The sequence below is a fragment of the Halomonas smyrnensis AAD6 genome (assembly GCF_000265245.1).
GTDB lineage: Bacteria > Pseudomonadota > Gammaproteobacteria > Pseudomonadales > Halomonadaceae > Halomonas > Halomonas smyrnensis.
Window position 1 is genome coordinate 55,888 of the sequence record NZ_AJKS02000002.1, and the last position, 15,710, is coordinate 71,597.

Here is a 15,710-nt window from a genome sequence, read left to right on the forward strand (position 1 = left end):
AGGGCGACGATGAGCAGCGCGATCCGCCATTTTCCGCTCGATACCGTCATTCACCATCACGCCCACGACTTCCACCAGATCGTGATCGGGCTCCATGGTCAGGCGGAATTCGAGATCGAGGGCCTCGGCGGCGCCATCTCGGCACTATCCGGCTGCATCGTGCCGGCCAACCACATGCACTACTATGCCGGCACCGGCGACAATCATCAGCTGGTCCTCGACCTTCCCCATGACGCCCTGTCGCTGACCGGCCATCACCACGAGCTGGCCCGGCTGTTCGACGCGCCACGCTTCTTCGATCTGGACGCCTCCCTGGCCCGCTACCTGGACTTCGTGCTCCAGGAGCTGCGCCTGCTGTCCGGCCAGGGCGCGCTAAGCGACCTGCATCAGGACCGCCTGGCCGCCACGCTGCTCGGCTCGCTGCATGCGCGGCTGTCCGGCGATGACTCGCCGAAGGGGCGTCACCTCGACCTGACGGCCCTGGACCGCTACATCGATCACCACCTGGGCGGCCAGCTGCGAGTCGCCGATCTGGCCGCTCAGGCCTGCCTCAGCGAGGCCCACTTCACGGCCCGCTTCCGTGCCCAGACCGGCCTCTCGCCCTGGCGCTACGTGATGCGTCGGCGCCTGGAGACGGCTCGGCGGATGATCCACGAGAGCCATCTGCCGCTCTCCGAGATCGCCGCGCTGACCGGCTTCACCAGTCAGAGCGCCCTGTCCCGCGCCTTCCGCCGCGACTATGGCCATCCCCCCAGCCAGCTGCGCCGCGCCCCGAGGCGGCACCTCGCCAGCGGCATACCGACAACTTAGACGAAAGTCGAAAAGAGACTGTCTTCCAACGGCAACATCCGCGAATTCGTCAAATCCCCCAACGGTATCGACAAGCAGAGCCCACGCAGTCCCCCTACGCTTGCAAGATACCGTCATTTCGTCGAAGCCCCCGACGCAAAGACGAAATCACCCCCCTGTGACGACCGGCTCCATCGGGAAACGACATGCTCAATGCCAACAACATGCTGGAAGACGCCACCTGGCGTCAGGACCTCGACACCCTCTTCGCCCGCATCAGCGAGCACTACGTGGTCGACGAGAGCGACTTCGTCGAGGAGCTGATCCAGGCACTCGGCGCGGGCCGCCAGGACTTCGCCCGCACCGCCGAGAAGACCGCCGAACTGGTGCGCGAGATCCGCGAAATGGACACGGCCGTCGACACCATCGACGAGCTGCTCCAGCAGTACAGCCTGGATACCCATGAAGGCCTGATGCTGATGTGTCTGGCCGAGGCCATGCTGCGCATTCCCGACAAGGCCACCGCCGATGCCCTGATCGAGGACAAGCTCGGCCCCGCCGACTGGAAGGCACACCTCGGCAAGAGCGAATCCTGGATGGTCAACGCCTCGACCTGGGGCCTCTTGATGACCGGCCGCGTGGTGACCCTGGACAAGCCTCAGGAGGGCCGGCCGTCCGGCTTCATCAACAAGATGGTCAACCGCATGGGCGAGCCGGTGATCCGCCGCGCCATGGTCGAGGCCATGAAGGTCATGGGCAAGCAGTTCGTCCTCGGCCGCGACATCGACGAGGCGCTCAAGCGCTCCAAGCCGCTGTTCGACAAGGGCTACACCTACTCCTACGACATGCTCGGCGAGGCCGCCCGCACCCGACGCGACGCCAAGCGCTACTTCGACGACTACGCACGCGCCATCGAGCGGGTCGGCAAGACCAGCCGCTCGCTGTCGGCGAAGACGCCCACACCGTCGATCTCCATCAAGCTGTCGGCACTGCATCCGCGCTACGAGTTCGGCCGCCGCGAGCAGGTGCTGCGCGAGCTGGTCGGCAGCGTGCGCGAACTGGCCCAGATGGCCCGTGAGTGCGACGTGGCCGTGACCATCGACGCCGAAGAGGTCGACCGCCTGGAGCTGTCGCTGGAGGTGTTCCGCGCCGTCTACGAAAGCGAGACCTGCCGCGGCTGGGGCAAGTTCGGCCTGGTGGTCCAGGCCTATTCCAAGCGCGCCCTGCCGGTGCTGCACTATCTCAATCGCCTGGCCGAGCACCAGGGCGACGAGATCCCGTTGCGCCTGGTCAAGGGCGCCTACTGGGACAGCGAGATCAAGGAATCCCAGCAGCTGGGCGTGGACGGCTATCCGGTCTACACCCGCAAGTCCGCCACCGACGTGGCCTATCTGGTGTGCTCGCGCTTCCTGCTCTCCGACGCCACCCGCGGCCGGATCTTCCCGCAGTTCGCCACCCACAACGCCCACACCATCACCAGCATCCTCGAGCAGGCCAACGCCGCCGACCGGGCCTTCGAGTTCCAGCGCCTGCACGGCATGGGCGAGGCGCTCTACGACGCGGCCCTCAAGCGCGCCCCCCAGGGCACCTACTGCCGCATCTACGCGCCTACCGGCGCCCACAAGGACCTGCTGCCCTACCTGGTGCGCCGGCTGCTCGAGAACGGCGCCAACTCGTCGTTCGTCCACCAGCTGGTCGATCCCAAGGTGCCGGTGGAATCGCTGTGCGTGCACCCGGCGGAGACCCTGCGCCAGTACGATGGCCTGGCCAACCCCCAGATTCCCCTGCCCCGCGATCTCTACGGGCCCGGTCGCCCCAACTCGAAGGGCGCGAACCTCAACATCCGCAGCCAGTACCAGCCGCTGATGGATGCCATGGCGAAGCACATGGACACCGTGTACGAGGCGCGCCCGCTGCTGGCCTTCGACGTGGCCGGCGACCCGGCGCAGACCCACGAGGTGACCGCGCCCTACGACCGCCGCCAGCGCGTCGGCACGGTGCTGTGGACCACCAAGGCTCAGGCCGAGCAGGCTTTGGACGCCGCCTGGGCGGCCTTCCCGCGCTGGGAAGCGACGCCGGTGAGCGAACGCGCCGACATCCTGCGTCGCTTCGCCGACCTGATGGAGGCGAACATGGCGGAGCTGATGGCGCTGTGTTCCCGCGAGGGCGGCAAGCTGCTCACCGACGGCGTCGACGAGATCCGCGAAGCGGTGGACTTCTGCCGCTACTACGCCGTGCGCGCCGAGGAGCTGTTCGCCGAACCGACCCGCCTGCCGGGGCCGACCGGCGAGTCCAACGAGCTGATGATGGGCGGCAAGGGCGTGTTCGCGGCGATCAGCCCCTGGAACTTCCCGGTGGCGATCTTCTGCGGCCAGATGGTCGCCACCGCCGTGGCCGGCAACACCGTGCTGGCCAAGCCCGCCGAGCAGACCTCGATCGTCGCCCATCGGGTCGTCGAGCTGCTGCGCGAGGCCGGCATGCCCCGCGACGTGGTGCAGCTGCTGCCCGGCGACGGTCCCACCGTGGGCAGCGTGCTGACCAGCGATCCGCGCGTCACCGGCGTGGTGTTCACCGGCGGCACCGACACCGCCCAGATCATCAATCGCGCCCTGGCCAACCGCGAGAACGCCGCGCTGCCGACCCTGGTGGCCGAGACCGGCGGCATGAACGCCATGATCGTCGATTCCACCGCCCTGCCCGAGCAGGTCGTGGCCGACGTCATCCATTCGGCCTTCCAGAGCGCCGGCCAGCGCTGCTCGGCGCTGCGCGTGCTCTACCTCCAGGACGACGTGGCCGACCGCGTGATCCAAATCCTCGAGGGCGCCATGGCCGAGCTGCACGTGGGCGACCCGCGCGACCTGGGCACCGACGTGGGCCCGGTGATCGACGAGGACGCCCGCCGGGGGCTGCAGGCGCACATCGACCGGCTCAAGGGCGAGGGTCGCCTGCTGGCCGAGACCCGTCTCGATCCGGCGCATACCGCCGAGGGCACCTTCATCGCCCCCAGCGCCTTCCAGATCGACGGCATCGACGCCCTGGAGCGCGAGCAGTTCGGCCCGGTACTGCACATCGTGCGCTACAAGGCCCAGGACCTCGACCGGGTGATCGAATCGATCAACGGACGCGGCTATGGCCTGACGTTCGGCGTGCACAGCCGCAACGAATCCTTCGCCGAGGAGATCGCGCAGAAAATTCGCGTTGGCAACGTATACGTCAACCGCAATATCATTGGGGCCGTCGTCGGGGTCCAGCCGTTCGGCGGCCAGGGCTTCTCCGGAACGGGCCCCAAGGCGGGTGGACCCCACTATCTACTGCGGTTCGCCACGGAAAAGACGGTGACGATCAATACCGCCGCCCTCGGCGGCAATGCGTCACTGCTTGCGCTGGGAGACGAGTGATCCCCGCTCGTCCGTAACGACAACAAACTGAAGGAAGTCCCTCATGGTCGAAAACAACGCCACCCATGGCCTCAGGTGCCTACGCTCTCTGGACGTGATCCTCGCCACCCGCGTGGCGGCCGGCATGCCCACCAGCCACCCGCTGGATATTCATCCGGCCTAACCAACAGGAGAGTTCATATGGCTATTGGTGTCTGGATCAGTCTCTTTGCGTACTTTGCGCTGATGATCGCCATCGGTCTCTATGCCATGCGCAAGTCAACGTCGACCTCGGAAGGCTACATCCTGGGGGGGCGGTCCCTGAGTCCCAAGGTGGCGGCCCTGTCCGCCGGCGCCTCGGACATGAGTGGGTGGCTGCTGCTGGGCCTGCCCGGGGCCATGTTCGTCTCGGGGCTGGGCTCGGCCTGGATCGGCATCGGCCTGCTGGTCGGGGCCTTCTTCAACTGGCTGCTGGTGGCGCCGCGCCTGCGCGAGCAGACGGTGCACTACGGTAACGCCATCACCATTCCCCAGTTCCTGGCGAATCGCTTCCCGACCCAGGCGATCCCGTTGAGAACGGTCTCCGCCATCGTCATCGTGGTGTTCTTCGCGGTGTACACGGCATCCGGCCTGGTCGCGGGCGGCAAGCTTTTCGAGAGCGCGTTCTCCGGCGTGATCAACATCGGCGGCATGAGCGACTACGGCACGGGCATCATCATCACGCTGGGCGTGGTGCTGGCCTACACCGTGGTCGGTGGTTTCATGGCCGTGAGCATGACCGACTTCGTGCAAGGCTGCATCATGATGCTGGCCCTGGTGATCATGCCGGCGGTGGTGCTGTTCGGCGAGGGCGGCGGCGGCTTCGGTCAGGCGTCCCAGACCCTGAACGAGGTCGATCCCACCCTGCTGTCGTGGACCGACGGCCTGACGCTGATCGGTTGGCTGTCGGCGGTGACCTGGGGCCTGGGATACTTTGGCCAGCCGCACATCATCGTGCGCTTCATGGCCATCCGCACCCTCAAGGATGTGCCCATTGCCCGCAACATCGGCATGAGCTGGATGCTCATCTCGCTGATCGGCGCGGTCTCGCTGGGCATCTTCGGCCGCGCCTACGCGGTGCGCAACGGCATGAATGTCGAGGATCCTGAAACGATCTTCATCATCCTCGCCGACCTGCTGTTTCACCCGCTCATCACCGGCTTCCTCTATGCCGCGCTGCTGGCGGCCGTCATGAGCACCATCTCCAGCCAGCTGCTGGTGGCCTCCTCCTCGCTGACCGAAGACTTCTACCGTCTGTTCCTGCGCAAGCAGGCGACGGAGAGAGAGACCGTCACCGTGGGCCGCGTCTGCGTCGCCCTGGTCGGCCTGGTGGCCGCCGTCATCGCGTCCGATCCGGACTCCCAGGTCCTGGGGCTGGTCAGCAACGCCTGGGCCGGCTTCGGTGCGGCCTTCGGCCCGCTGATCATCCTGTCGCTGATGTGGTCGCGCACCAATGGCGCGGGCGCCATTGCGGGCATGATCGCGGGCGCCGTCACCGTGATGCTCTGGATCTCGCTGGGCTGGAACGGCTCCTTCCTGGGTGGCCCCGGCGTGTACGAGATCATTCCCGGCTTCATCGCCGCCTTCATTGCCATTCTGGTGGTGAGCAGCGTGACCGCCGACGCCGGCGAATATCAGCACATCACTCGATAAGGACGCGTATCAAGCGCCGAGAAGGGCTCCTGCGGGAGCCCTTTTTCGTGTCTCGCCGACCCCGCCCGGACTCAGCCCAGCAGGCTACGCCCCACCAGCGCCAGCGCAAAGAGCGGCAACAGCGCCCGGCTCCAGGTCGCGGCGGAGAGCCGCCACAGCCCCCGCCCGCCGACCGACATGGCCAGCGGCCGCGCGAAGGCGCAACCCAGCGCCCACATGCCCAGCAGCACCAGCACTGCTCGCCAGGGCCAATCGAGCCCCTGCACCAGCGCGGGTTGATACAGCAACCATACCGACAGCCCCGCCGCCGTCAGCAGCGCGACCAGCGGCCTGTCGCCCGGCCTCGGCCTGGCGGGAAAGCGCCTCCCGACGCGCATGACCATTCCCTCTCGCTGTCGCCTGTCTCACCGATTCAGTGAAGCCGAAAACCCCGAGATCGGCGAATTCCATGCAGGAAATGTGAAAGCTATACCCGACCTATACGAGATAAGGCCCTGTCAGTGAAGCACTTCATCATGATGCGACCAGATCAGCCATCTCGTGATAGAAAAATTCTACAAGACATTTAGAAACAGTGTTTCTATGCTCTAGGCACGCGATGCAAGGACGCCGAAGACGCCGAATCACTCGGCGCCGGCATTCAGGAACACAACGGGAGGCTTCCCATGAAAATGACTCGCCTGATCACCGCTACCGCCCTCACCGCTGCCGGCCTCGTCGGCGCCCAGTCCGCCATGGCCTACCAGGCCGGCGATTTCTACGTGCGCGGCGGTATCGCCAAGACCGAGGTCAAGGATGACAACGGCCGCGTGGCCGGTGCTGATCTGGATATCTCCGACGAGCGCGGCTTCGCCTATGGCCTGGGCTACCAGTTCCACGACAAGTTCGGCGTCGAACTCAACGGCACCGAGTCCTTCGAGCACGACCTGGCCCTCGACGGCGCCGGCATCGGCAGCGTGGAGCGCATGCCGCTCAACCTGATGCTCAACTACTACCCCATGGGCGGCACCGACTCACGGATTCAGCCCTACGTGGGCGCCGGCCTGAACTACACGCACTTCTCCGACGAGGAACTGTCCGGGCTGGAGATCGAGGAATCCTACGGGCCCGCCGCCCAGGCAGGCGTGGACTTCGCCCTGACCGATCACCTGCTGATCGGCGCCTTCGCCCAATACGCGGACGTGGACGCCGACGCCAAGCTCGACGGTACCGACATCGGAGAGGCCGAAGTGGATCCGGTCACCGTCGGCGGCAGCTTCACCTACCGCTTCTGATGCTCGACGCCGAGATGATCGCCATGACGCCGGGCCCCGTGCCCGGCGTCATCTTTTGATGTGCATCAATTCGAGCCGCGAACGATTTTGCCTTGAGTCAAATCGGCGCCGCGGCGCACCCCGTAGACTGGGGCCCTCGCTTACTTCACCGAGGAGCCAGCCCCATGCGCCGCCCCCTGATCTCCACCCTGATCGTCGCCACCGGCCTCGTCGCCAGCAGCCAGGTGCTCGCCTACGGCGCCGGCGATATCTACACCCGCGTCGGCGTGGTCAAGGTCGCGCCCAAGAGCGATAACGGCGATCTCGCCGGCGGCACCTACGACGTCGACGTGCAGGACGACAACGGCTTCGCCTTCACCCTGGGCTATCGTTTCACCGACAAGCTGGGCGTGGAACTGCTGGCCGCCGAGCCCTTCGAGCATGATATCCGGCTCAACGACGCCAACCTCGCCTCCACCAAGCACCTGCCGCCGACCCTGACCCTGCAGTACTATCCGTTCGGCGGCACCCAGGCGCGGGTGCAGCCCTATGCCGGGGTGGGCGTCAACTACACCCACTTCTCCGACGAACACATCGACGGCGGTGATCTGGAGCTGGACGATTCCTGGGGCGCGGCCGCCCAGCTGGGCGTCGACCTGCTGATCGACGAACACTGGGCCTTCAATGCCGCCGCCTGGTACCTCGACATCGACACCGATGCCGAGCTGAACGGCACCGACATCGGCAACGTCGAGATCGACCCGCTGGTGGTGATGGGCGGCATCAGCTTCCGCTTCTGAGCCGCTTCGACATGCCCTGCAAGAAAGGCCCGCCGAATGGCGGGCCTTTCTTGTGTGCAAGCGACATGACGAGTGCCGGGGCCGCTAGCAGGCGATATGGCGCGACAGCCCCAACGCCTTGAGCGTCTCGTCGTCGAGCCCCTCGATGGCTTCCACCTCGGCCAGGCGGGCGTGATAGTCGGCACTCAGGAAGGGCTTGCCGGCCAGGAGATGATCGAGATACTCCCGCGCCGGCCGCAGCGCCTCGCCGGTGGTTCCCGGCGCGGCCACATAGACCCAGGCCTCGATGGGGCCTTGCCCCGTATGGATGGGCAGGCGCAGCCGATCGTAGTCGTGGGGGTAGCCCTCGAAGGGGTCCATGCACTCGATCTGCTCCGGGGCGAGCAGCTCGAACAGCGCCCCCTCGACCCGCTCACCGGCGGCGGGCACCACGTTGGCATGGCTGATGCCGGGCACCCGCGAGGCCTTGTCGAAGCGCAGGCCATGGTCGCGCAGCACCCCGGACAAGGCTCGCCGGGTCGTGCCGATCCGTGCCTCGATCCGGGCGGCGTTCATGTTGCTGCCGTAGGCGAAGTAGTAGGGCATGAGCGACTCAGTTCTCGGTGACCAGCTGGTCGATCCGCTCCATCACCTTGCCCATCAGCACCCGCTGGCTGGCCTTCGCGCCTTCCTGGATCAGATAGGCCTCCACGGCGGGGGCCACGTCGCAGCTCGCCGGCATCGGCGCGCGCGCCTCCACCAGCGCATCCAGCCGGGCGATGAACACGAAACGCAGCCACTGGGGCAGTGACATCGTGTCGATGCAGAACGGCTCGGAACTGTCGAAGGCCTCCGGCGCGGGACGCTCCATGCGCCACAGGTCGGACGCCTTCATGGTGGACTCGAGTTCGCGCAATGCCTGCTCGAGTTCCTGATGAACGGTCATGAGAAATACCTCTGATCTGACTAGGGGACCATTATCCCGCGCCTGCACGATGCGGGCCACCCCCTGTCACGCCGGTGCCGGGGGCAAGACCTTGCGCAGGAAATCCCGGGTACGCGGATCCTCGGGGGCCTGGAACAGCCGCGAGGGCGGGCCCTGTTCGACGATCCGCCCGCCCTCCATGAACACCACCCGGTCGGCGACGTCCCGGGCGAAGGCCATCTCGTGAGTCACCACCAGCATGGTCTGGCGCTCGGCGGCCAGCCGCTTCATCAGCGCCAGCACCTCGTCGACCCATTCCGGGTCCAGCGACGACGTCGGCTCGTCGAACAGGATCACCTCGGCCTGGGCGGCCATGGCGCGGCCGATGCCGACCCGCTGTTGCTGGCCGCCGGACAGCGAGGCCGGATAGGCGTCCGCCTTGTCGGCCAGGCCGATGCGTTCGAGGATTTCCCTGGCCCGGGCATGGGCCTTCGCCTTGGACCAGCGATTGACCACGATCAGTCCCTCGGCGATGTTCTCCAGTGCCGTCTTGTTGGCGAACAGCGCATAGTTCTGGAACACGAAGGCGGTGCGGCGTCGTGCGGCCAGGATGTCGGCGCGGCTGGCCCGGGTCACGTCGACCTCCAGATCGCCCAGGGTCAGCCGGCCGGCATCGGGCCGCTCCAGGAAGTTGAGGCAGCGCAGCAGGGTCGACTTGCCGGTGCCCGACGGGCCGATCACCACGATGATCTCGCCCCGCTCGATCTCCAGATCGATGCCGTCGAGCACGGTGGCGTGGCCGAAGCGCTTGACGAGTTGATTGACCTTGATCATCGGCGATAGGCCTCGTTGAGTCGGCGTTCCAGGCGCCGCTGGCACCAGGCCAGCAGCTCGACGATGGCCCAGTAGATCACCGCCACGGTGATGAAGGCTTCGAAGTAGAGGAAGCTCCCGGCCGCCTCCTTCTGGGTCGCCCCCATCAGCTCGGTGACGCCGAGGGTAAACGCCAGGGAGGTGGCCTTGATCATGTCGATGAAGTAGTTCATCAGCGTCGGCACGGCCACCCGGGTGGCCTGGGGCAGCACGATCCGCCGCATCAGCTGGCCGTTGGTCATGCCGATGGACAGCGCCGCCTCGGTCTGGCTGCGGTCCACGCCGACGATGGCGGCGCGGATCGACTCCGCCATGTAGGCCGAGAAGTGCAGCGTCAGCCCCATGATGGTGGCGGTGATGCCATCGATCTGGGTCAGGAAAGCCAATACCTGGGGCAGGCCGTAGTAGAACAGGAACAGCTGCACCAGCAGCGGAGTGCCGCGGAAGAAGGAGATGAACAGCAGGGTGATGCCGTTCAGCCCCGGAAGCTTCAGCACCCGGATCACCGCCAGCCCGCAGGCCAGGGCCAGGGCCAGCACCATCCCCGCCGCGGCCATCGCCAGGGTCAGCGGCAGATAGCCGAGCAGGATGGGCGCGAGCCCCAGCATGTAGTCGAAATCGAGCACGCTCATGTCGGGTGCTTCGCCTCAGGGCCGCGTGATGTCGTTGCCGAACCAGCGCTCGGAGATATCGGTCAGGGTGCCGTCCTCGCGCAGGGCCTCGAGCGCCGCGTCGACCTCGTCGCGCAGGGCGCGACCCTGCTCGGTATCGCGGAACGGCAGGGCATTGTGGATCTCGGAGAACGGCTGACCGGCCAGCTGCAGCGGCAGCGGCTTCTCCTGGATCACCTGGCTGGCACTGACGCGATCCATGATAAAGGCATCGACGCGGCCCAGCGCGGTGTCCTGTTCGATATTGCTCTCGTAGGTGCGGATATCGATGTCGTCGGCGTAGGGCAGCTCGCGCAGCAGCTGCTCGTAGTTGGAACCGAGGTTCACCGCCACGCGCTTGCCGCGCAGGTCCTCGACGCCGCCGATCTCGTCGCGGCCCTCCTTGACCACCACCTGAGCGCCGTCATAGACGTAGGGCGAAGTGAAGGCATACTTCGCCTCGCGCTCCTCGGTCATGGTGATCTGGTTGGCGATGGTGTCGATGCGACCGGACTCCAGCATGCCGAACAGGCCGGAGAAGTTGGCGGTCACGAACGTCACCTCGGCGCCCATCTCCTCGCCCACCGCGTTCATGACATCGACCTCGAAGCCCTTGAGCGTGTCCTGCTCGACGAAGGTGAAGGGGAAATACCCCCCCGACATGCCGACCCGGAGCGTCGTGTCCTGGGCGAAGGCGCCGCCGCAGAAGGCGATGGCGCCGGCGGAGAGTAGCGTCAGAGTGAAGCGACGAAGCATGATGTGCCTCCGTTGGGATTCTGCTTTTGGAATAAAAACGACCATTTAATATTTCATTTTCGCACAGACCGTAGTGGAAATCTCGGTCATGGACCAATAGTGGCCCATTATGGGCGCCATAGCGGCCAGGCGATGCATTCATTCACAGCAGCGCTGAATGTTCCTGTGGATAACCACTGGAAAGCCGTCGCCGAGGCCGATACGGTGGGCGCGAAGCGGGATCGTTCAGGTTTTGATCAGCCGGCTCATCAACGCCCGCTGCCACGGGCTGACAGCGTCGGGGCACCACGGTAGAGTGCACGCTCGTCACAGAGGGAAACCGCATGCAGCCGATCGACAGCTTCCACGACTTCTTCGCACGCACCGGAGCAGAGACATGGCTCTACCACATGGGGCGCGGCGTCGAACCCTGCGAGCTTGAGACGCTGACCGCCCTGGAGCGGGACGAGCGGCCCTGGCCCCAGCCCTGGCAAGGCAAGGCGCGGCTGGCGATGGTGTTTCGTCTCGGCGAGATGGAAGATCCGCTGATCTGGTTCCTGGCGCTGCCGCTGGACGAACAGGGCCGGCTCGACCCGGCGCCCCGCGACGCCTTCCTGCAGCGCCTGCTGGAAACCCTGGGTCGCAACGTCCAGGGCCTCGGCCGCGAGGACGGCGAGGCGATCGACAACCTGATGAAGGACAATCCCCTGGCCTTCACCCCGTCCCTGCCCTTCCAGGCCGTGCTGCACGCCCGGGCGAGCCACGACACGGGGCAGCCGGCCAGCCAGCACATGGAGCCCGCCGAGGCCTACCTGGAAGGCCAGCAGGACCTGGACTGGCGGGCACTGGGCCTGCAGGGCCTGGCCGACGTCGCCGTGCGCATGGATGACGACCAGGCCGAGCGACTGGCGGCACGCCTGCCGACCCTGCCCGACGAAGTGCTGGCCTCGCTGTGCTACTGTCTGGAGCATGTCGGCGTTTCACGGCCGCTGGCCGAGGCGCTGCGCGCCCGGGGCGAAGCGGCCGCCGAGGCCGGCGACATCGAGACCTTCTGCGCCTGCGTGCGCGCCGTGTCCGGCGCCGAGAGCACGATCGCCGGCGCCTGGTTCGACGCCCTGCTCGACGACCCCGAGGCCTGCGGCCCGGATCTGCTGGCGGCCATCGCCGGACGCGGCTGGCGACACCTGGAGGACGGCGAGCGCCTGCCGCGCTTCCTGACCCGACTCGCCGACACGCCGCGCGCGGAGTTTTCCACCGTGGCCCGCGATCTGGCGCTGATCCCGCGCCTGCGGCTGCCGGTGCTGGTGACGCTGCGCGAAGCCGCGCCGGATTCCGCCATCGGTCGCCGCCTGGGCGCCCTGTCTCGCGGATGACCTCACTCTCGCGGATGACCTCACAAGGAGCGATGCCATGAAGGAGCTGCCCTACCAGGCCAAGGCGGTGATCGGCCGCCGCGAGATGGTGACCCTGCCGGAACTCGGCCTGACGCTGTGCGCCAAGGCCGATACCGGCGCCAGGACCTCATCCCTGCACGCCGAGGACATCGAATCCTTCGAGCAGGACGGCCACCTGTGGGTCAGCTTCACCACCCGTGGCGGCGGGCCGACGAGCCCGGCCCATGTGCACTGCCTGCACCTTTACGACCGGCGCCAGGTCACCAGCTCCAACGGCCAGGCCGAATGGCGCTACGTGATCCGCACGCTGATGCAGCTCGGCGAACTGGAGTTCCCCGTCGAGCTGACCCTCGCCGACCGTCGCCAGATGCGCCACCCCATGCTGCTCGGGCGTCGTGCCCTGCGGCGGCTGCTGGTGGCACCCGGCGCCGGCTTCCTGCACGGCGAACCCTGAACCGCTCCCCCATGGCATCGGAGGCCCTATGCATATCGCGCTGCTGTCCCGTAATCGCAGACTCTATTCCACTCGCCGGCTGATCGAAGCCGCCGAGCAGCGGGGCCATACCACCCGGGTGGTGGACACCCTGCGCTGCTACATGAGCATCGCCTCCCATCAGCCCTCGATCCACTACAAGGGCGAACAGCTCGAACCCTTCGATGCCGTGATTCCGCGCATCGGCGCCTCGATCACCTTCTATGGCTGCGCCGTGCTGCGGCAGTTCGAGATGATGAACACCCCGGTGCTCAACGACAGCGTGTCGATCACCCGCTCGCGGGACAAGCTGCGCTCGCTGCAGCTACTGTCGCGCAAGGGCATCGGCCTGCCGGTGACCGGCTTCGCCCACTCCCCGGATGACATTCCTGACCTGATCACCATGGTTCGCGGCGCCCCGCTGGTCATCAAGCTGCTGGAGGGCACCCAGGGCATCGGCGTGGTGCTGGCCGAGACCAACCAGGCCGCCGAATCGGTGATCCAGGCCTTCATGGGCATGAAGGCCAACATCATGGTCCAGGAGTACATCAAGGAGGCCAAAGGCGCCGATATCCGCTGCCTGGTGATCGGCGACAAGGTGGTGGCGTCGATGAAGCGCCAGGCCGCCGAGGGCGAGTTCCGCTCCAACCTGCACCGCGGCGGCAGCGCCAGCGTGATCCGCATCACCCCGGAGGAGCGCTCCACGGCGATCCGTGCCGCCAAGGCCATGGGCCTGCGCGTGGCCGGGGTCGACCTGCTGCGCTCGAACCATGGCCCGGTGATCATGGAGGTCAATTCGTCGCCCGGCCTGCAGGGCATCGAGACCGCCACGGGCAAGGACATCGCCGGGCTGATCATCGAGCACCTGGAGAAGAGTTCGACCCCGCGACGCAAGGCGCCGCCCAAGCCGAAAGGATAAGCCACAACGCCTAAATATTTGGCCACTGGGGGTGGCAAAAGCCCGTCGACACCCCCACAATCTGCGTCACCGGAGGAGGTGACCGCCCATGTTTCTCGATAATCGCCAGGTGGCGATGGACAGCGTCCTCGAGGCGCTGGCCGACAGCATCGACTATTTCCAGGACAACCATGAGCGCCTGCGGCCGAGCCTGCGCGAAGTCCTGCAGCCCTATTTCGATACCCGAAAAGCGTTGATGCGCGAGCTGCAGGAGCTGGCCCGCCGGCATCTTGCCCTCCTCCCCCGCGATGCCGATGTCGAGCGCGACGACTACATGTGGCTATGGAGCCGACTGAAGAGCTTCGTCGGCGACGACAGCCAGGTGCTGATCAACGAGCTGCTGGAACAGGAGCGGGTGCTGATGCAGGCGCTTTCCACCCTGTACACCCACCCCCTGCCCGACGCCATCGAGGCGGTCATCGAGGAGTGCTGGAAGCACTGTCGCTCGCTGATTCGCGAGCTGTATCGGCAGCAGAAGAAGCATCAGCGGCGCTGATCGCCGCCCGCGGCACGATCTGCAGCGGCTCCTCGGGTCCCAGGAAATGGGGCTCCCGCCCCCAGACGTAGAGATCGCCCAGGGTCGCCACTCGCGCGACCCACTCCCGAGCCTTCAGCCACAGCACCCCCTCCGTGGGGCGCTCCGGCGCCGCGCAGCCGCGCGCCTCGATCCCCAGCGCCTCGGCGATGAACAGCGCCCGCGGCAGATGCCACGACTGGGTGACGAGCAGCGCCCGATCCACGTCGAAGACGCCGCGCGCCCGTGACAGCGTATCGAAGGTGCTGAAGCCGGCGTAGTCCAGCGTCATGGCCGCATCGGGCACCGCACGGCCGCGCAGGTCCCGCCACATGGTCACCGGCTCGTTGTAGTAGCGGGTGCTGTTGTCGCCGGACAGCAGCAGGTGCAGCACCCGCTCGCTGCGGTACAGCCTCGCCGCGGCCTGCATGCGCCCCTCGAAGTGCGGATTGCGCTTGCCGCTGCGCGTCCAGTGGGACGTGCCGAAGACGATGGCCACCCGCTCGGGGCCGCACTGCGACAGCCCGTGATCGATACGCTCCCGGGTGTCGGCCAGCATCCACAGATTGGCGCCCACGAACAGCAAAATCGCCAGGAGTGCGAGCACCCCCAGCGACATCAACAGTCCCCTGACACCTTTCCACAATGAGATGGGCATCCGCCTTTCCGGTTAAAACATGCCGAGCTCGAGTTTGGCCTCGTCACTCATCATCTCGCGACTCCAGGGCGGATCGAAGACGATCTCGGTGTGCACCTGGCTGATCTGCGGGGCGCCGAGAATCTTGTGGCGCGCATCGGCGGCAATGACGTCGCCCATGCCGCAGCCCGGCGCGGTCAGCGTCATGCGGATGGTGACGATCCGTTCGCCGGTGATCAGCCGCTCGATACGACAGCCGTAGACCAGTCCGAGTTCGACGATGTCGACCGGAATCTCGGGGTCGAAGCAGGTCCGCAGCTGGTCCCAGACGAACTGCTCGATCGCCTCCTCGGAGGCGTCCTCGGGCAGCGTCGGACGCGGCACGGCCTCGAGTCCCAGGGCGTCGAGATGGCTGCCCTCGATCAGGTAGAGCCGCCCCTCGTGACCCACGCTGACCGAGTTGCCCTTGGCCTGCATCACGCTGACCTCGCTGTCCTCGGGCAGCGTGATGGTCTTGCCGAAGGGAATGGAGATGACCTCGACGTCGCGCTGCAGGGGCAGGACCTGGCCCTTGTGCAGGCTCGCCAGGGGATCGTCGATCTCGCTCATAGGACTCCTTGGAGCTTCATTCACAGCGGCCGCGGCGCGTCCTCATGGGGCCC

17 protein-coding genes are annotated in these 15,710 nt (G+C 66.7%); 9 read left to right on the forward strand and 8 right to left on the reverse strand.

Going from position 1 to position 15,710, the window contains the following annotated elements; translation table 11 throughout:
• Window positions 1–9 precede the first annotated feature (9 nt).
• The 3 genes from UYS_RS0202300 to putP all read left to right on the forward strand — a co-directional run bounded on the left by UYS_RS0202300 (window position 10) and on the right by putP (window position 5,858).
• Window positions 10–810 carry an AraC family transcriptional regulator gene (locus UYS_RS0202300; RefSeq protein ID WP_016853876.1) on the forward strand — a complete coding sequence of 267 codons (801 nt, stop codon included), beginning with the start codon at window positions 10–12 and terminating at the stop codon, window positions 808–810.
• A 185-nt stretch (window positions 811–995) separates the two neighbouring features.
• Complete coding sequence (gene putA / locus UYS_RS0202305; protein ID WP_016853877.1) at window positions 996–4,187, forward strand: bifunctional proline dehydrogenase/L-glutamate gamma-semialdehyde dehydrogenase PutA; 3,192 nt, start codon at window positions 996–998, stop codon at window positions 4,185–4,187.
• A 180-nt stretch (window positions 4,188–4,367) separates the two neighbouring features.
• Window positions 4,368–5,858 carry a sodium/proline symporter PutP gene (gene putP, locus UYS_RS0202315; RefSeq protein ID WP_026068291.1) on the forward strand — a complete coding sequence of 497 codons (1,491 nt, stop codon included), beginning with the start codon at window positions 4,368–4,370 and terminating at the stop codon, window positions 5,856–5,858.
• A 71-nt stretch (window positions 5,859–5,929) separates the two neighbouring features.
• On the opposite strand, the gene UYS_RS0202320 is transcribed toward putP, so the two are convergent.
• Window positions 5,930–6,235: a hypothetical protein gene (locus tag UYS_RS0202320; RefSeq protein WP_156821519.1), complete on the reverse strand. Its 306-nt coding sequence runs from the start codon at window positions 6,233–6,235 to the stop codon at window positions 5,930–5,932.
• 288 nt (window positions 6,236–6,523) lie between these two features.
• On the opposite strand from UYS_RS0202320, the gene UYS_RS0202325 reads away from it, so the two are divergent.
• Complete coding sequence (locus UYS_RS0202325) at window positions 6,524–7,132, forward strand: OmpW/AlkL family protein (RefSeq protein ID WP_016853881.1); 609 nt, start codon at window positions 6,524–6,526, stop codon at window positions 7,130–7,132.
• Window positions 7,133–7,296: 164 nt separating this feature from the next.
• Complete coding sequence (locus UYS_RS0202330; protein ID WP_016853882.1) at window positions 7,297–7,911, forward strand: OmpW/AlkL family protein; 615 nt, start codon at window positions 7,297–7,299, stop codon at window positions 7,909–7,911.
• Window positions 7,912–7,995: 84 nt separating this feature from the next.
• Here the strand turns inward: UYS_RS0202330 and UYS_RS0202335 are convergent, their stop codons facing one another.
• The 5 genes from UYS_RS0202335 to UYS_RS0202355 form a co-directional block, all read right to left on the reverse strand.
• Window positions 7,996–8,496, reverse strand: coding sequence for a gamma-glutamylcyclotransferase family protein (locus UYS_RS0202335; RefSeq protein ID WP_016853883.1), 501 nt, complete (start codon window positions 8,494–8,496; stop codon window positions 7,996–7,998).
• A gap of 7 nt (window positions 8,497–8,503) precedes the next feature.
• Window positions 8,504–8,836, reverse strand: coding sequence for a YqcC family protein (locus tag UYS_RS0202340; protein WP_016853884.1), 333 nt, complete (start codon window positions 8,834–8,836; stop codon window positions 8,504–8,506).
• 66 nt (window positions 8,837–8,902) lie between these two features.
• The gene (locus tag UYS_RS0202345) at window positions 8,903–9,649 is read right to left on the reverse strand and encodes an amino acid ABC transporter ATP-binding protein (protein WP_016853885.1); all 747 of its coding nucleotides are present in this window, start codon (window positions 9,647–9,649) and stop codon (window positions 8,903–8,905) included.
• Entirely contained in the window at window positions 9,646–10,320 is a 675-nt protein-coding gene (locus tag UYS_RS0202350) for an amino acid ABC transporter permease (protein WP_016853886.1), read from the reverse strand. The genes UYS_RS0202345 and UYS_RS0202350 overlap by 4 nt, the downstream gene beginning before the upstream one ends.
• 15 nt (window positions 10,321–10,335) lie before the next feature.
• Complete coding sequence (locus UYS_RS0202355; RefSeq protein WP_016853887.1) at window positions 10,336–11,094, reverse strand: amino acid ABC transporter substrate-binding protein; 759 nt, start codon at window positions 11,092–11,094, stop codon at window positions 10,336–10,338.
• A gap of 323 nt (window positions 11,095–11,417) precedes the next feature.
• On the opposite strand from UYS_RS0202355, the gene UYS_RS0202360 reads away from it, so the two are divergent.
• The 4 genes from UYS_RS0202360 to UYS_RS0202375 all read left to right on the forward strand — a co-directional run bounded on the left by UYS_RS0202360 (window position 11,418) and on the right by UYS_RS0202375 (window position 14,393).
• Window positions 11,418–12,446: a DUF3549 family protein gene (locus tag UYS_RS0202360; RefSeq protein ID WP_016853888.1), complete on the forward strand. Its 1,029-nt coding sequence runs from the start codon at window positions 11,418–11,420 to the stop codon at window positions 12,444–12,446.
• Between the two features lie 37 nt (window positions 12,447–12,483).
• Window positions 12,484–12,921 (forward strand): ATP-dependent zinc protease family protein, encoded by a 438-nt coding sequence (locus UYS_RS0202365; protein ID WP_016853889.1) that lies wholly within the window; start codon window positions 12,484–12,486, stop codon window positions 12,919–12,921.
• Between the two features lie 28 nt (window positions 12,922–12,949).
• Window positions 12,950–13,858 (forward strand): 30S ribosomal protein S6--L-glutamate ligase, encoded by a 909-nt coding sequence (gene rimK / locus UYS_RS0202370; RefSeq protein WP_016853890.1) that lies wholly within the window; start codon window positions 12,950–12,952, stop codon window positions 13,856–13,858.
• A gap of 88 nt (window positions 13,859–13,946) precedes the next feature.
• A complete protein-coding gene (locus UYS_RS0202375; protein WP_016853891.1) occupies window positions 13,947–14,393 on the forward strand; it encodes a hypothetical protein in 447 nt (148 codons plus the stop codon).
• On the opposite strand, the gene UYS_RS16720 is transcribed toward UYS_RS0202375, so the two are convergent.
• A complete protein-coding gene (locus tag UYS_RS16720; protein WP_040477856.1) occupies window positions 14,314–15,069 on the reverse strand; it encodes a SanA/YdcF family protein in 756 nt (251 codons plus the stop codon). The genes UYS_RS0202375 and UYS_RS16720 overlap by 80 nt on opposite strands.
• A gap of 12 nt (window positions 15,070–15,081) precedes the next feature.
• Window positions 15,082–15,657 (reverse strand): putative Fe-S cluster assembly protein SufT, encoded by a 576-nt coding sequence (gene sufT / locus UYS_RS0202385; RefSeq protein WP_016853893.1) that lies wholly within the window; start codon window positions 15,655–15,657, stop codon window positions 15,082–15,084.
• Window positions 15,658–15,710: the final 53 nt, after the last annotated feature.

Coding starts and splice junctions, on each gene's coding strand:
- UYS_RS0202300 (WP_016853876.1), top strand. CDS start 10: ATGAGCAGCGCGATCCGCCATTTTCCGCTCGATACCGTCATTCACCAT.
- putA (WP_016853877.1), top strand. CDS start 996: ATGCTCAATGCCAACAACATGCTGGAAGACGCCACCTGGCGTCAGGAC.
- putP (WP_026068291.1), top strand. CDS start 4,368: ATGGCTATTGGTGTCTGGATCAGTCTCTTTGCGTACTTTGCGCTGATG.
- UYS_RS0202320 (WP_156821519.1), bottom strand. CDS start 6,235: ATGCGCGTCGGGAGGCGCTTTCCCGCCAGGCCGAGGCCGGGCGACAGG.
- UYS_RS0202325 (WP_016853881.1), top strand. CDS start 6,524: ATGAAAATGACTCGCCTGATCACCGCTACCGCCCTCACCGCTGCCGGC.
- UYS_RS0202330 (WP_016853882.1), top strand. CDS start 7,297: ATGCGCCGCCCCCTGATCTCCACCCTGATCGTCGCCACCGGCCTCGTC.
- UYS_RS0202335 (WP_016853883.1), bottom strand. CDS start 8,496: ATGCCCTACTACTTCGCCTACGGCAGCAACATGAACGCCGCCCGGATC.
- UYS_RS0202340 (WP_016853884.1), bottom strand. CDS start 8,836: ATGACCGTTCATCAGGAACTCGAGCAGGCATTGCGCGAACTCGAGTCC.
- UYS_RS0202345 (WP_016853885.1), bottom strand. CDS start 9,649: ATGATCAAGGTCAATCAACTCGTCAAGCGCTTCGGCCACGCCACCGTG.
- UYS_RS0202350 (WP_016853886.1), bottom strand. CDS start 10,320: ATGAGCGTGCTCGATTTCGACTACATGCTGGGGCTCGCGCCCATCCTG.
- UYS_RS0202355 (WP_016853887.1), bottom strand. CDS start 11,094: ATGCTTCGTCGCTTCACTCTGACGCTACTCTCCGCCGGCGCCATCGCC.
- UYS_RS0202360 (WP_016853888.1), top strand. CDS start 11,418: ATGCAGCCGATCGACAGCTTCCACGACTTCTTCGCACGCACCGGAGCA.
- UYS_RS0202365 (WP_016853889.1), top strand. CDS start 12,484: ATGAAGGAGCTGCCCTACCAGGCCAAGGCGGTGATCGGCCGCCGCGAG.
- rimK (WP_016853890.1), top strand. CDS start 12,950: ATGCATATCGCGCTGCTGTCCCGTAATCGCAGACTCTATTCCACTCGC.
- UYS_RS0202375 (WP_016853891.1), top strand. CDS start 13,947: ATGTTTCTCGATAATCGCCAGGTGGCGATGGACAGCGTCCTCGAGGCG.
- UYS_RS16720 (WP_040477856.1), bottom strand. CDS start 15,069: ATGCCCATCTCATTGTGGAAAGGTGTCAGGGGACTGTTGATGTCGCTG.
- sufT (WP_016853893.1), bottom strand. CDS start 15,657: ATGAGCGAGATCGACGATCCCCTGGCGAGCCTGCACAAGGGCCAGGTC.